This window comes from Tenacibaculum xiamenense, from assembly GCF_964513065.1.
Taxonomy (GTDB): Bacteria; Bacteroidota; Bacteroidia; order Flavobacteriales; family Flavobacteriaceae; genus Polaribacter; species Polaribacter xiamenense.
In genome coordinates this window covers 60,748-74,698 of the sequence record NZ_CAZEQU010000033.1, presented here as the reverse complement: position 1 = coordinate 74,698, position 13,951 = coordinate 60,748, and the positions used below count along the sequence as shown (strand labels likewise).

The following is a 13,951-nucleotide window of genomic DNA, read 5'->3' as shown; positions in this document are numbered from 1 at the left end:
GGTATAATCTTTCTTTTATGAGAAATGATAGCTAAAATATTTCTATTTTTACAACTTCATTTGACAATTAAATTTTACGCCTTGAAAAATCATAATGATATCCTTTCATCCGCTAAAGAGACTATCCTTTTGCAAAGTAATGCTGTTGCTAATTTAGTAAATTTATTAGACAATTCGCTCGCTGAAGCGGTTAACTTTATTCTAAATTCCAATGGTAGAGTGATTGTTACAGGAATTGGTAAAAGCGCAAATATTGGAACAAAAATCGTAGCAACCTTAAACTCAACAGGTACGCCTGCCGTTTTTATGCATGCTGCGGATGCAATTCATGGAGATTTAGGTAATGTTCAAGAAAATGACACAGTTATATGTATTTCTAAAAGTGGAAATACTCCTGAAATAAAAGTTTTGGTTCCTTTAATCAAAAATTCAAGTAACAAAATAATTGCGATCACAGGAAACCCTGATTCGTTTTTAGGTAAAAATGCAGATTTTGTATTGAATTCTTATGTTGAGAAGGAAGCTTGCCCGAACAACCTTGCTCCTACTACAAGTACTACTACGCAATTAGTCATGGGTGATGTACTGGCTGTTTGTTTATTGCAATTAAGAGGTTTTTCTAGCAGTGATTTTGCAAAATATCATCCAGGGGGTGCTTTAGGAAAGCGTTTGTATTTACGCGTTTCCGATCTTATAAAAAATAATGAGTTACCAAAAGTATCTTCTTCTGATACGATAACGAAAGTTATTATTGAAATATCAGAAAAAAGATTAGGTGTTACAGCAGTTGTAGACGATACTAATCAACTAATCGGTATTATAACAGATGGGGATATTCGACGTATGCTAAGTAAAACTACGAAAATAGACGAGCTTACCGCTAGTGACGTGATGAGTAAAAACCCTAAATCTATTGATGTAGATGCCATGGCTGTTGATGCATTGGAAACATTAGAGAACAACAGTATTACTCAGATTTTGGTTACAAACAGCAATAAAGAATATGTAGGTGTTGTTCACTTACATGATTTAATTAAAGAAGGAATATTTTAAGTATGGCAAAGGAAATGTCCTTTTTGGATCATCTTGAAGAATTAAGATGGCATTTGGTTCGAAGCTTTTCAGCTATTTTTATTGTAGCAATTATCATTTTTGCGAATATTAATTTTGTTTTTGATAATATTCTCTTAGCACATTTAAAGCCTGATTTTTCAACATATCAGTTTTTTTGTAAAGTTTTTGGTGCTATTGGTATTGATAGTAGCTTTTGTAATATTACTTTTAAACAAACCTTACAAGCACTGAACCCTACACAGCAATTGATGACAGGGATTTGGTCTTCGTTAATTTTAGGATTTGTGATTGCTTTTCCATATGTACTTTGGGAATTTTGGCGCTTTGTAGCCCCTGGTTTACATGACACCGAACGAAAAAAATCTAGAGGATTTATTTTTACCTGCTCTTTCCTATTTTTCTTAGGAGTTTTGTTCAGCTTCTATGTAATTATTCCAATGTCAGTGTATTTCTTCTATAATTTTGAAATTTCAGCAGCCATTGAAAACAATTTTAAGTTAGACGCCTATATAAGTTTAATCACCAATACCATTTTAGGGGTTGCTGTATTCTTCGAATTGCCTGTGGTGATCTTCTTTTTAGCACGTATTGGTTTGGTTACACCTCAATTTTTACGTAAATACCGAAAACACGCTTTGGTAATTGTATTAATACTCTCAGCTATTATTACACCGCCAGATGTAGCGAGTCAAATTATTGTTTCGGTACCTATTATGATTTTATATGAATTAAGTATTTACGTTGCGAGTTTCGTCTTAAAAAAACAATTAAAAAATGTCTCAAAAAGTCCAAGAGTTTAATGAGTATCGTTCGAAAATGAACGAAAAAATATTGGGGTCTGATAATAAGGTTATCAAACGTATTTTTAATCTTGACACCAATGCTTATGCTGAAGGTCATTTATCTGTAAAAACGAAAGAATTGTTAGGTTTGGTTGCCTCTGCTGTACTTCGTTGCGACGATTGTATTGCCTATCATTTAGAAACAGCTTATAAAAATGGGGTTACCAAAGAAGAAATGATGGAAACCATGTCTATTGCTACGCTCGTTGGAGGAACAATTGTAATTCCACATTTACGAAGAGCTGTGGAGTTTTGGGAAGCACTGGAAGAAGAAAACACGAACGTTTAAGACTATTTTAAGAGGTCGTTTTGGAATGAATGACTAATTTTAACTGCTTAAAAAAAAGACAGACAGAAATCACATGATATTAAAAGCCAACGACATACAGAAAATTTACGGTAAACGTAAAGTAGTAAAAGGTATTTCTTTAGAGGTTGAACAAGGTGAAATTATAGGACTTTTAGGTCCAAATGGAGCTGGTAAAACCACGTCTTTTTACATGATTGTAGGAATGATAAAGCCCAATGGTGGTTCTATTTTCTTAGATGATGAAGAAATTACCGAGGATGCTATGTATAAGCGTTCTCAAAAAGGAATTGGGTATTTGGCGCAAGAAGCTTCGGTTTTTAGAAAGCTTTCTGTAGAAGATAATATCATGTCTGTTTTAGAATTTACCGACAGAACTAAAGCTGAAAGAAAGCAACGTTTGGAAGAGCTTATCGAAGAATTTAGCTTAGGACATGTTCGAAAAAACCGTGGAGACTTGTTATCGGGAGGTGAACGTAGACGTACTGAGATTGCACGCTGTTTGGCTTCTGATCCGAAATTTATTTTATTGGACGAACCTTTTGCGGGAGTTGATCCGATTGCTGTAGAAGATATCCAAGGGATTGTCGCCCAATTAAAAAATAAGAACATCGGAATCCTTATTACAGATCACGATGTACAGGCTACCTTGGCAATTACCGATAGAACTTATTTGATGTATAACGGAGGCATCTTAAAAGAAGGAACTCCAGAAGAACTTGCTGAAGACGAAACCGTAAGACGTGTGTATTTGGGGAAAGACTTTGAGCTTAAAAAGAAGAAGTTCTAGTCCTAGCCTGAAGTCAAAAGTCTAATGTTGAAAGTTACTAAATTCGAGGAGTCAATAATCTAAAGTTACGACATCCCTTTCAGCGGTGGCGCTAATCAGAATTCACAGCTCACACTCTCTTCAGTGGTGACGTGGAAACTTTTACGACTTCCTGAATCTCCTAACTACTACTCTATTCGATTTGCAAAAGATGTTATTTCATTAAGTATTGATAATTGCCCACTTGATAACTGATAATTAAATTCCTCCGAGTATCAATTCGAGTATTTTTTTTAAGTGATAGTGAAGTGAAAAATATATCTAGTACATTATTCAATAGTACTAAGACATCTTAACACCATCACTAGAAGCATTTCAAATCCTAAAATATTCATCATTATCCTTTGTTAGTCATAATCTTAATAAATGTGTTATCCGGAATTAATTCGGAATCTCATCTTGAAATAAAGAAACATTGATAATTAATAACTGTTAACTGATAATTGACCGCAAAGAAACTCATCATTTAAAATTCAACACTCAAAATTAAAAATGAGCATGTTACGGGAAACCGTAAGGATATTTCCTTTCTTTTTTCTAGGTTAGCGCTTTAAAGAAAAAGCGAACTAAAAAATTAGCCAAATACTACAAATCTAGAGAGATATACTTACTTTAACTGCATACTTCATTATCTCTTTTCTTATTGTAAAATTTTCACTTTTTAGCGATGCTTTTTAAATAATTAACTCCATGGATAACAAAACCCAAAAGGTCTGTTTATCCGGAACTATATAACAGATAACGATTATATTCGTATGGATATAACTAGTTGTGCCTCATTAAAAAACAAACAGTATGAATGAAATAAGTTGTTTAATAAAAAAAGAAACAATAATTGATGATAAGGCTTTTTTTATCATACAGGAGAATGGCTCTAAAAGAGAACACTTAATACCTAAAAATCAGATTCAGGTATTTAAAAATATAGAATCGTATAAAGAATTTGAATTCTTAAAGGTATTTAATCCGAACCATAACAAAACATATCTTTCAATAACTCACCCAGAACTTAAAATAGGTCAAGAAAAAGACTTGCAAATAAATAATATAATTGAAATTGAAAACAGAAAGTATTTTGAGTTAGAAAGTGATTTCATAGCTCCTTTAACCGTAAAGGCCTTCCAGTGGCAACTTGATCTAAAAACAGTTCGTTGCAAAGTAGTTGGTTATAAAAAAGGTAGACCAAGATTAAAAAATGTACAAGTGTCTAATAAATACTGGACAATTGGTGATGTTTATGATTTCAAAATAATAGGATTTGGAAAACTAATAGATAAAGCGGAAAACGAATTTGAATGTGTAAAGTTAGAAGTAAAAGATACTGGTGACACTATTGAAGTTCGTACACTTCCGTGGCAAAATGCTAAAGATTGGAAATTTGAAACTATAAAATGTAAAGTAATTGGTATTTATCCCGATGGAACACCAAAACTAATAACTTTTGATTCACGACATCCACATTATTCAATCGGCAAAACATATGATTTTTGCGTTAGAGGGTTTCAAGACAAAACATCTTATAAGGGTTTTGACTATAAGGTTATATTATTATCTGATAAGTTTAATAATCAATATGAGGTACTTTCAATTCCTAATCAAGAAAACAGATTAGAGCCTAATGAAGTAATAAGTTGTTCTGTAGAAAACATTAATACACGTATTCATTTAAAACAAGTTAATAGTAAAGACCCTTTTTTCTATGAATTTGATGTAATAGTTCAAGATGATTCTATAAAAAAGAAGTTTTTCACAAACTATTTGAATGACAACGACGAATACAATTTAAAACTAAAATCTCAATATGAACAGAATAGTGGATTTTGGGTCTTTACTTATTGTAATTACATTTTAACAAAAATTAAGTACGAAGAAGCGAATAGAAAAAACTTAAAGAAAGTTATCAATGTAATTGAACTACACAATAAGTTTGAAAATTGGATTTTATCAAGTGGAATTCTAAAAGCAATAAAGGACGATGAAGAAAGAAAGCTAACAAAATTAAAGACTACACAAATTATTGTAAATAATAATTTAGAAAAATCAATAATCAATTATATTCTAAATTTTAAGCAAAAGGAATTTTATGAAGAACAAGAGAAAAAACTCAATTTTCGAGGTTTTTTCTATTTTCTAAAACATTCACATTTCGAAACATTCGATGAAATTGAGTTTTTACACTTTTTAAACAAAATAAAAACAATAGATAAAGAGCAAAAATATGTTCTTAAAAGACTAATAGTTTATATAAATAAATCTCTTGAAATTTATAGAAGCTCGTTGAAGCAAGAACATTTTGTTTTTTCACAGTCTTTAAATAATATTCAAAAGAAGGAAATAACAAAATATATCAATTGGCTTTATATTCAAATTCAACTTTCGAACCTTGCAGACTTAGTCGTAGAATCAAATGTTTTAGGTTCAAAGTTTTATCGATTCAATACTTTATTAAATAACAATTCAGCTTTAAATGAGAAACTTCTTTTAAATGCCTTTTATTTTGTTTCGAATCCAACAGACAATCATATTATACCTGTTAAGATAAATAATAATAAAATTGAAATACTGCACAAAGAAATATCAGAAAACCCTAATGAATCAATCAAATTAGATTTGGGCAGGAGCTCAGTTAAGGCTAAAATCATTCAAAAACACTACAATGGCTTTAAATGTATCGTTAATGATGTTAATGGCTTTTTACCTTTTCAAAATATTGTTGATACTGATTTAAAGTATTATGAAAAAGAAAAATTAGATTGGGAGTCAAACGTAAAAATAAATTTATATTGCTCTCGCTTTCAATATTTTATCTGCCAACAATTTGATATAGATTCAGCAAATTATTATTCTGAAAATTTAAAACAAAATACCGTATTAAAAATAGGTGAAGTTATTTCAGGAGTGGTTAAATATGTTAAGATGTTTGATTCAAACAACACGGGCATATTCATATCAACTGAATATGGAGATGGATTATTACATCAGAATCAAATATCTGATAGTAATTATAATTTATATGATTACAAAACTATCTTTTCTTTAGGTGATAAGATACCAGTCTATTTCTTGGGCTATAATGGTGATAAACTTAATTTAGGTTTTAAACAGCTTATAGGCACTAAATATGAAAATGAATACTATGACATATTGAATGAATATGGATTTGACCTATCTGAAGATTTAACTGAAGAGGATTTTAATAATGATTTTCGAATAGAAGTTGAGAAAGGATTTGTTTTTAAGCAATTTGCATTTTTTCAAGAATCAATCGAGGAAAAAATAAAATATGTGAAATTTGCTAAAGCATTTTTTTCCAAAACAAAAAATGCTCGTTCTTATTTATTGAATATATATATTGAGTACTTTAATAGTATTAATAAGCTTGATGAATTAATACAAAATTATAGTTACGAAGAATATGATGATTTTAGAAATTATATTGTCAATATTAAAGATAAAATTCAAACTAAAACATTAGAGAACTTTCCAGAATCTAAAAATCTAATTTTTTTCATTGACATACTTTATTTATTCAATAGTCGTGATGAAAATGATTTAGAATTAATATTCAAATTGGTTAAAAGGTCTATACAAGAAAATGAGATTTTATTAAAAGCAGTTGCAAAAACTGTATTATCGAATAATTTGCTATTATCAGAAATTAATGACGAAGATTTAACAACTCTAAATGATTACACATTAAAAAATCTTAAACGAATACGTGAATATATAGGTCAAGGCGTGTTATCTGTTAAAGAAACTATTGAAGATAAAAGAGAAAAGGAACTAAAAGAGAAGAGAAATTATTGGATTAAAAAAATAAATGAAGACGAAGGCGAAAAACTTGAATTTAAATCAACTTTTAAAACACCTGTTCCAACAAACGAACAGAACCGAATAATCGCAAGTTTAGAAAAGCAACTAAAGAAACATAAATCTATCGAACATTCAGAAAAAATAAAAGAAAAAATCAGCGAAGTAAAAAATTTGAGTAAGAATGTAAGAGGAATAGATAAAATAATCATTCACAGTGCTCTTAAGACAATTTGTGCATTTGCCAATACAAATGGAGGTCAACTCTTAATTGGTGTTAGTGATGACAAGAAAATATTTGGTCTTGAACAAGATTATAAGTCATTTAAAAATGGAAACCAGAATAGAGATGGCTTTGGTAAGTTTTTCGATTTGATGATTAAAAATTATTTTGGTGATAGTTTTTCATCGACCTTATTAGAAAAAGAATTCTTGAAATTTCCTAAAGGAGATATCCTAATTGTGAACGTAAAAAAAAGTTACGAAGAAGTGTTTTTGCTTAAAAATGAAAAAGGCTCGTCTGAAGAAAGCATTTATGTTAGAAACCTAAGTTCCACAGTTAAATTAAAAGGTGTTGAGTTATCAAAGTTTTTGAAAAACAGATTTCGTGAACAATTAATCAATACAACTAAACAATAAATAACGAGGCACAACAACGTATCCTATGAAAAGTAATCCTCAGTTTTATTAGGATCTTAAAAATATTATTTTCTTTTTAGATTAACTCATTATTTATCGATTTTATGACCTACCAGTTTTCAATATTTCAATAGTAAGAAAGATCCATTGTTAGATGTTTCTAATGGACTGTTGAATTATTGAAAGCTATTCTTAATATCTTTTCCTTTCACTTGTACTATTAGTATATTTCTAATCCGTTATTAACTCAGGAAACTTTAGAATGTAGTCAATAATGCCAAACCCCAATAATTTTGGTTACATTTGGTAAAAAATCGCAACAATCAAACTCCAAAAGTTTTATCTCATTTGAAAAATGGAAATAATAATTGCAAAAGGTAAAAATAGAAATACGCTAACTTGTAAAAGAAAAGATGGTACGTTTACAAAGATGAATCTTGGACCTGACACTCCTAATCATGATATTGCTCATTACGTCGTTGAAAAAGAATTCAATTTGAAAAATGGTTTTTACGGAAAAATTAAAACTGGAATGACCATCGAACAATTGTCCGACAAAGAAGTGATCAAAAATTTAGGTTCTGAAACTTGGCTAGCCGAAATTATGGCTAGAAATCTTCAATCTATTGGTTCTGGAGCTGCTAAAACAGAACAGTTTATTGAATTAATACATTGGGAAGCTCAAAATATTAATGGGATTAAAGTTCCTAATATGAATATGACCGATATTGAAAAAATAAAGTCGGAATTTGATCAGCTATGTAAACAGTGGGATTTAATACCTGAAAATGGAGAGTTAAAACTGATTTTCTAAATAAAAACAGATACATCAATTTGTAAACACAATTATAACTAAATCCACCCCCAATCAGAACGATTAACACCTATATTAAAACAAAACAAGTAATTTTAATCTAGAAATTGAAGGAAATACTAGACTAGTACTATATATAAAAACAAATGGCTGATTATTTATTTAAATCTAAAAGATTAGGATTTAGAAACTGGAAAGAGAGTGATAAACCCAAAATGGGAATGATCAACTCTGATCCAAAAGTAATGGAATATTTTCCAAAAATCCCGACTCAACAAGAAACAAATCAACATATCGACAGAATGAGAACTCAATTTTCTGAAAATGGATATTGCTATTTTGCAGTTGATAAACTTGAAAATGGAGAGTTTATTGGTTTTATAGGAATTGCCGAGCAAACTTTTGAATCGGATTTTACTCCTTGTGTAGATATTGGATGGAGATTAGCACGAACAGAATGGGGACAAGGTTTTGCTACTGAAGGAGCAAAAAGATGTCTTGAATATGCCTTTAATGAAATTGGACTGAGAAACATTAAGTCGATCTGTCCAGAGATAAACGATAAATCAGAAAGTGTCATGAAAAAAATAGGAATGAAAAAGACTAAAAGTTTTTATCATCCCTTGCTTTCCGAATATAAAGAATTACAAAAATGCGTGTTGTACGAAATAAACAACAACATATAGTATAAAACTTAAACTCCATTAAAACACAGTTTAATAAAACTATCAGGATAAATATAAAAAACACTCGAACACCAATTATAACGGCATTCTTTTTTATTATTTTCATTAAGTATTTGCTAAATTCGGTTCATAAAACATGTATAAATCATGTCCAGTAACTCACGATAATCTGAAAAAATGACGATTTACATTAAAAACATGGTATGTAGCCGTTGTAAAATGGTGGTAAAGGCGAGTCTTGAAAAATTAGGACTTCACCCTATCCAGGTAGAATTGGGTGAAATTAAATTGAAAGAACATGATATAACTTCTGTTAAGGAAAAACTTATTGAAGAATTAAACTCCTTTGGCTTTGAGCTTCTAAATGATAGAAAGACTAAAACCATTGAAAAAGTTAAAAATCTGATTATTGAATTAGTTCAAAGTAAAAACAATAGCATTAATTTAAAGCTATCTGAATACTTAACTAAAGAACTACAAAAAGACTACAATACACTCAGTAGTTTATTTTCAGAAGTTGAAGGAATTACCATCGAAAAATATTTTATTCTTCAAAAAATTGAAAAGGTAAAAGAGTTATTAGTTTATGATGAGCTTACATTGAGTGAGATTGCCTTCAAACTAAACTATTCGTCCGTTGCTTATTTGAGTAATCAATTCAAAAAAGTCACAGGGCTAACACCAAGTCACTTCAAAAAAATGAAAACTATAAAACGTACACCATTAGAAGACTTATAAATCTTACAAATGAAATCTAAAATAGTGTAAATAAAAGTTCCCTTCAAAATAAGAACTTTGTACTATAATTAAAATTCACACTGCAATGACACATACATATGATATTACAGGAATTACCTGCGGAAGCTGTGTATCCAAAGTAAAATCATCCCTTCTTTCTATAGATAATGTAAATAAAGTAGATGTTTCAAAAGATAATGATACCGTAACCATCAAAATGGATAAGCATATTAACTTGTCGGAATTACAAAGCGCTTTAGACAGTAAATATGTTATTTCGGCACAATATCACAATGAGACTGTTGAACAAACTAAGTCTTGGTTTATCACATATAAGCCTGTCTTGCTTATATTTATTTATATATTTTCTACCACTGCTCTTATTGAGTTAACATCTGAAAGTTTTATTCTAATGAGATGGATGAGGCATTTTATGGCTGGTTTCTTCTTGACCTTTTCATTCTTCAAGATGTTAAATTTAAAAGGTTTTAAAGAAAGTTATATGATGTACGATATTATAGCTCGAAAATTTCCAAATTGGGGCTATATATATGCTTTTACTGAATTAGCACTTGGTATTGCTTTCTTAACAAACTTTAATCTAATAATAACTAATAGTGTAACTTTTATTGTTATGTCAGTTAGTATTATTGGTGTATTAAAAACAGTATTGAACAAAAAAGTAATTAAATGTGCTTGTTTAGGCGATGTTTTTAACCTACCCATGAGTACCGTAACAATTATAGAAGACGGTTTAATGATACTGATGAGCTTAGCAATGTTAATTATGTCTGTGATTTAAAAAATCAACAGCTAATAAGTACAAAGGTAATAACGGTTCTGGGGTTAAACTTGAACCGTTTTATCTGGAAAAAAGCATCTTATAACTTTAAACAAATAGTATCCATTTGTCTGGTAACTTATTTATGAAAACTCATTCATGAAAACACGAACATGGTTTTTAGTAATTTCGGCAATAACTCTTCTTAATTTAAAATAAAACTACTTCTTCTCTACCCTCAATATCTTTTCCATTTTACGTCCTTTAGCAAGTTCATCAATAAGCTTTTCCATTTGCCTACATTGCTTATATATTTGGAATTCATCTTCAATTTCTTCTATTCGATAACCACAAACCACTCCTTTAATCATATAGGCATTTGGATGCATCCTTGCTTGTTCAAAAAACTCTCGAAAAGTTGATTTTCCGTTAATAAAAGATTCGAGAGTGCTATCGTCATAACTTGTTAGCCATTTTATAACCTGATCTAATTCTTCTTTTGTTCTACCATTCTTTTCTATCCTCTTCAAATAATGTGGATAAATTGACCCAAAAATCATATTAGCAACTTGTTGATTCTTTTTTGCGGTAACTTTCATTTCTATTTGATTTTAAGTTAATTAGTACAATTCCAGACTTATTTTCTTCAATTACAATATTAAATTTACTCATTTTCTAAAATACATAAGAAAATGCATCTCTAATTTAGGCTGTTACTCCTCCCAATTTATTTTACTCGTTTTATTTAAGTAAATCACTGCGTCAAATGCCGTTCCTAGTTTCTTTGTTTCTGATTTATTGCTTCTCACCTGGGCACCAGCACCACTCATTGTTGTTAATTCCGAGTTCAAATATTTAAATAAGGCATTGTCTCTTCTTGCTTTTCGGAAATTAAAAAATGTGTTTGGCTTCCCTAGCTTCTGCAAACAATATGAAAACGAATCTTTAAAGACTTGATCGTGGCCAAAAACATCAAATCTCCAATTTCCAGTTTGATGGGCATCCGCAGGATAAGCAATAAACTCTCCTTTACCAAAATCCGTTGCTATATTGAAATAATAATCACCATAGATTCTTCGTAAATGATGTCCCGTAACATCTACATTTCCATTGTCAACCCAATCACCTACATGAGCATTATGTGCCCAATATACTGCCTTCTTTTGATTTTGATGAAGATTCATAATCCATTCTATATTTTCACACATATAAGTATCACGGAATTCTCCTTTTCTCCTCCAATTTGTTTGGTTAATCGTAGTTACAAATTGCCCCAAAACTTCAACTAAATGAAAAGCTATTTGATATTCTTTTTCAGATGATTTGCTTTTAAACTCTTTATAATTATCAATAAAATGCTTTTTTAGTTCTGCATAAGAATTGAAATAGCTTACCTTCTCCTTTTCATCAAAGTTCTCCCATAAATTAAACTTTTCAAAATTGTTTATTTTAAAGGTAGATCCAACCAATTTTAGGTAATCCTTAATTCTACTAATGTCTGAAAGAACATACTGCATCTCACAACCATACAGATAAATTTTCTCTGAGTGAGTTCTGTTATATTCCTTTAAATTATTCATTAATTGATAAAACTCCTTCGTTCTATACCTCCAAGTTTGATTTCTATTGTTCATAATAAACTTCAAATCATTATTTTTTCCTTGGATATAATCATTTAGATATTGACCTTCTCCAAAACCAGTTTCAAGAATGAGAAGGCGAAATCCATGGTTTTCTGACAAGTATAACATTAGCTCTTGAGCTAAAAGTGTAAATTCGGCGGTACCATGAGTATCTTCACCATATCCAACAATTTGAACGTTCTCTAATTCATTATCCAAAAAGGAAAATGAAGTTATACTTATCTTATCGAATCCAGCAGCATAGTTTTTCAATTCTGGATTACATTGGGAAAAACATGGTAGGTTAAATATCGTTAATAGCAATACTTGCAAAAAGTTCTTCATAAGTTTTCTAAAGCTTTTAAAATTGCAGTAAATTACTATTTTTTAACTAAATACAACTTAATTTTTAATTTGGAAGAAATCATTATGACTAATAAATCTATTCCTAAATCAAAAATTAATCGCAGACTAAACGATAGATTTTTCCCTAACAATCAAAATGATTTGTTTTATCAAAACCTATTATTTTTAGTGAATTCAATATATTTATAATAGCTTTATCACTTAATTTTATGTTATTTTAGAATGCTATTAAAAGAAAAAATGAGCAGCTTAAATAGAAATACCTACCTTTTTTATGGATTCATCATAGTATTCCAGTTAATCCTTGGATTTTTTCATACCGTGGACATGCTTGATATTAATATCCATGATACTTACTTTGTTTTTTCAGGTATTGATTTTTCTATATTCTTAATCATTATTATCGGAATTTCATTATTTATTCATTTCCTATCTAATTTTCTAAAGAAGAGAATCAATAAAACCATCTTGTTTATCCAACTCCTCTTTATTAGTGCAGCCCTATTAATAATCAATTATGGTATTTATGCTATAATGATGAATATGAACGATATGCCAAGGAACTTTTATCAAAATAACGAAAGTTCTCTTTTATCCAATGTAGATTTAAATGTATGGATAACCTTAGCCTTATTAATACTATTATTAAGTCCTTTTCTTGGTGTACTTAATTTTGTAGTTACATTATTGAAAAGATCTACGACTTAGCCATATTTTGAAAAACTGAAATAACTACGTACAATAGAATAATCATTGGAATGGCCACTACTTTTAAAAGTACAATAAAAAGGATGGATGTAATTAAGAAAATATATTTAACAATATTTTCTTTGATTCCGAAAGATTTAAACTTCAATGAAAATAATGGTAATTCAGCATTCATTAAAAAAGATAATAAGAAGGTAATTATTATTAAGACATACTTGTTATGCAATAAATCAAGAAAAAACTGACTTTGTCCATACTCTCCTATTAAAGGCAATGAAATAACAAATAAGCTCATTGCAGGAGTTGGTAAACCTATAAAACTATCGCTTTGTCTTTCATCAATATTAAATTTAGCCAAACGGTATCCAGCGGCCAACGTTAAAATTAATCCTAAATAAGGTAAGTTACTTCCTGATTTTCCATATTCGTCTACTCCAAAGTATCCTACAGCATCAATATCAATTGCGTTAACAAATAGCTGTAACATTACAATTCCAGGTACTACTCCGCTCGTTACCATATCAGCTAATGAGTCCAGTTGCTTTCCTAGTTCACCTTGTACTTTTAAAATCCTTGCTACAAATCCATCTAAAAAATCAAAAGCAATTCCCAAAATTACCATTATTGCCGTTCCATAAAAATCTCCTTTTACTGCTAAAATTGCAGCAATGGTTCCACTCAATAAGTTTCCAAGTGTAATTAGGTTTGGAATATGCTTTTTTATATTCATAGTTG

Annotated in this window: 13 protein-coding genes; 10 read left to right on the top strand and 3 right to left on the bottom strand. The window is 29.7% G+C overall.

Translation table 11 applies throughout. The annotated features are described in order from the left end of the window. Positions 1 to 81 precede the first annotated feature (81 nt). From ACKTTV_RS11475 to ACKTTV_RS11435, 9 genes are all read left to right on the top strand, one after another. Positions 82 to 1,053 carry a KpsF/GutQ family sugar-phosphate isomerase gene (locus ACKTTV_RS11475; protein ID WP_408030976.1) on the top strand — a complete coding sequence of 324 codons (972 nt, stop codon included), beginning with the start codon at positions 82 to 84 and terminating at the stop codon, positions 1,051 to 1,053. 2 nt (positions 1,054 to 1,055) lie between these two features. Next, positions 1,056 to 1,874, top strand: coding sequence for a twin-arginine translocase subunit TatC (gene tatC / locus ACKTTV_RS11470; protein ID WP_408030975.1), 819 nt, complete (start codon positions 1,056 to 1,058; stop codon positions 1,872 to 1,874). Further along, positions 1,849 to 2,205 (top strand): carboxymuconolactone decarboxylase family protein, encoded by a 357-nt coding sequence (locus ACKTTV_RS11465; RefSeq protein WP_408030974.1) that lies wholly within the window; start codon positions 1,849 to 1,851, stop codon positions 2,203 to 2,205. Before tatC ends, ACKTTV_RS11465 begins: the two co-directional genes overlap by 26 nt. 73 nt (positions 2,206 to 2,278) lie before the next feature. Next, positions 2,279 to 3,013: an LPS export ABC transporter ATP-binding protein gene (gene lptB / locus ACKTTV_RS11460; protein ID WP_408030973.1), complete on the top strand. Its 735-nt coding sequence runs from the start codon at positions 2,279 to 2,281 to the stop codon at positions 3,011 to 3,013. 834 nt (positions 3,014 to 3,847) lie between these two features. Next, a complete protein-coding gene (locus ACKTTV_RS11455) occupies positions 3,848 to 7,501 on the top strand; it encodes an RNA-binding domain-containing protein (RefSeq protein ID WP_408030972.1) in 3,654 nt (1,217 codons plus the stop codon). A gap of 355 nt (positions 7,502 to 7,856) precedes the next feature. Then, the gene (locus tag ACKTTV_RS11450) at positions 7,857 to 8,315 is read left to right on the top strand and encodes a hypothetical protein (protein ID WP_408030971.1); all 459 of its coding nucleotides are present in this window, start codon (positions 7,857 to 7,859) and stop codon (positions 8,313 to 8,315) included. A gap of 146 nt (positions 8,316 to 8,461) precedes the next feature. Beyond that, the gene (locus ACKTTV_RS11445) at positions 8,462 to 9,001 is read left to right on the top strand and encodes a GNAT family N-acetyltransferase (RefSeq protein WP_408030970.1); all 540 of its coding nucleotides are present in this window, start codon (positions 8,462 to 8,464) and stop codon (positions 8,999 to 9,001) included. A 177-nt stretch (positions 9,002 to 9,178) separates the two neighbouring features. Next, positions 9,179 to 9,739 carry a helix-turn-helix domain-containing protein gene (locus ACKTTV_RS11440; RefSeq protein WP_408030969.1) on the top strand — a complete coding sequence of 187 codons (561 nt, stop codon included), beginning with the start codon at positions 9,179 to 9,181 and terminating at the stop codon, positions 9,737 to 9,739. Between the two features lie 85 nt (positions 9,740 to 9,824). Then, entirely contained in the window at positions 9,825 to 10,541 is a 717-nt protein-coding gene (locus ACKTTV_RS11435) for a heavy-metal-associated domain-containing protein (protein WP_408030968.1), read from the top strand. Between the two features lie 200 nt (positions 10,542 to 10,741). On the opposite strand, the gene ACKTTV_RS11430 is transcribed toward ACKTTV_RS11435, so the two are convergent. Continuing rightward, positions 10,742 to 11,119, bottom strand: coding sequence for a DUF2200 domain-containing protein (locus ACKTTV_RS11430; RefSeq protein ID WP_408030967.1), 378 nt, complete (start codon positions 11,117 to 11,119; stop codon positions 10,742 to 10,744). Between the two features lie 114 nt (positions 11,120 to 11,233). Further along, positions 11,234 to 12,487 carry an erythromycin esterase family protein gene (locus ACKTTV_RS11425; protein ID WP_408030966.1) on the bottom strand — a complete coding sequence of 418 codons (1,254 nt, stop codon included), beginning with the start codon at positions 12,485 to 12,487 and terminating at the stop codon, positions 11,234 to 11,236. A 261-nt stretch (positions 12,488 to 12,748) separates the two neighbouring features. Between ACKTTV_RS11425 and ACKTTV_RS11420 the strand changes: the two genes are divergently transcribed. Continuing rightward, positions 12,749 to 13,216: a hypothetical protein gene (locus ACKTTV_RS11420; RefSeq protein WP_408030965.1), complete on the top strand. Its 468-nt coding sequence runs from the start codon at positions 12,749 to 12,751 to the stop codon at positions 13,214 to 13,216. Here the strand turns inward: ACKTTV_RS11420 and ACKTTV_RS11415 are convergent. After that, on the bottom strand, positions 13,206 to 13,946 hold the full coding sequence (locus tag ACKTTV_RS11415; protein ID WP_408030964.1) for a CDP-alcohol phosphatidyltransferase family protein: 741 nt from the start codon (positions 13,944 to 13,946) through the stop codon (positions 13,206 to 13,208). The genes ACKTTV_RS11420 and ACKTTV_RS11415 overlap by 11 nt on opposite strands. Positions 13,947 to 13,951 lie beyond the last annotated feature (5 nt).

Excerpts from the sequence above, each read along its gene's own strand:
- ACKTTV_RS11465 (WP_408030974.1), top strand. The coding sequence starts at position 1,849 with ATGTCTCAAAAAGTCCAAGAGTTTAATGAGTATCGTTCGAAAATGAAC.
- ACKTTV_RS11415 (WP_408030964.1), bottom strand. The coding sequence starts at position 13,946 with ATGAATATAAAAAAGCATATTCCAAACCTAATTACACTTGGAAACTTA.
- ACKTTV_RS11430 (WP_408030967.1), bottom strand. The coding sequence starts at position 11,119 with ATGAAAGTTACCGCAAAAAAGAATCAACAAGTTGCTAATATGATTTTT.
- ACKTTV_RS11455 (WP_408030972.1), top strand. The coding sequence starts at position 3,848 with ATGAATGAAATAAGTTGTTTAATAAAAAAAGAAACAATAATTGATGAT.
- ACKTTV_RS11445 (WP_408030970.1), top strand. The coding sequence starts at position 8,462 with ATGGCTGATTATTTATTTAAATCTAAAAGATTAGGATTTAGAAACTGG.
- ACKTTV_RS11435 (WP_408030968.1), top strand. The coding sequence starts at position 9,825 with ATGACACATACATATGATATTACAGGAATTACCTGCGGAAGCTGTGTA.
- tatC (WP_408030975.1), top strand. The coding sequence starts at position 1,056 with ATGGCAAAGGAAATGTCCTTTTTGGATCATCTTGAAGAATTAAGATGG.
- ACKTTV_RS11420 (WP_408030965.1), top strand. The coding sequence starts at position 12,749 with ATGAGCAGCTTAAATAGAAATACCTACCTTTTTTATGGATTCATCATA.
- ACKTTV_RS11450 (WP_408030971.1), top strand. The coding sequence starts at position 7,857 with ATGGAAATAATAATTGCAAAAGGTAAAAATAGAAATACGCTAACTTGT.
- ACKTTV_RS11440 (WP_408030969.1), top strand. The coding sequence starts at position 9,179 with ATGACGATTTACATTAAAAACATGGTATGTAGCCGTTGTAAAATGGTG.
- ACKTTV_RS11425 (WP_408030966.1), bottom strand. The coding sequence starts at position 12,487 with ATGAAGAACTTTTTGCAAGTATTGCTATTAACGATATTTAACCTACCA.
- lptB (WP_408030973.1), top strand. The coding sequence starts at position 2,279 with ATGATATTAAAAGCCAACGACATACAGAAAATTTACGGTAAACGTAAA.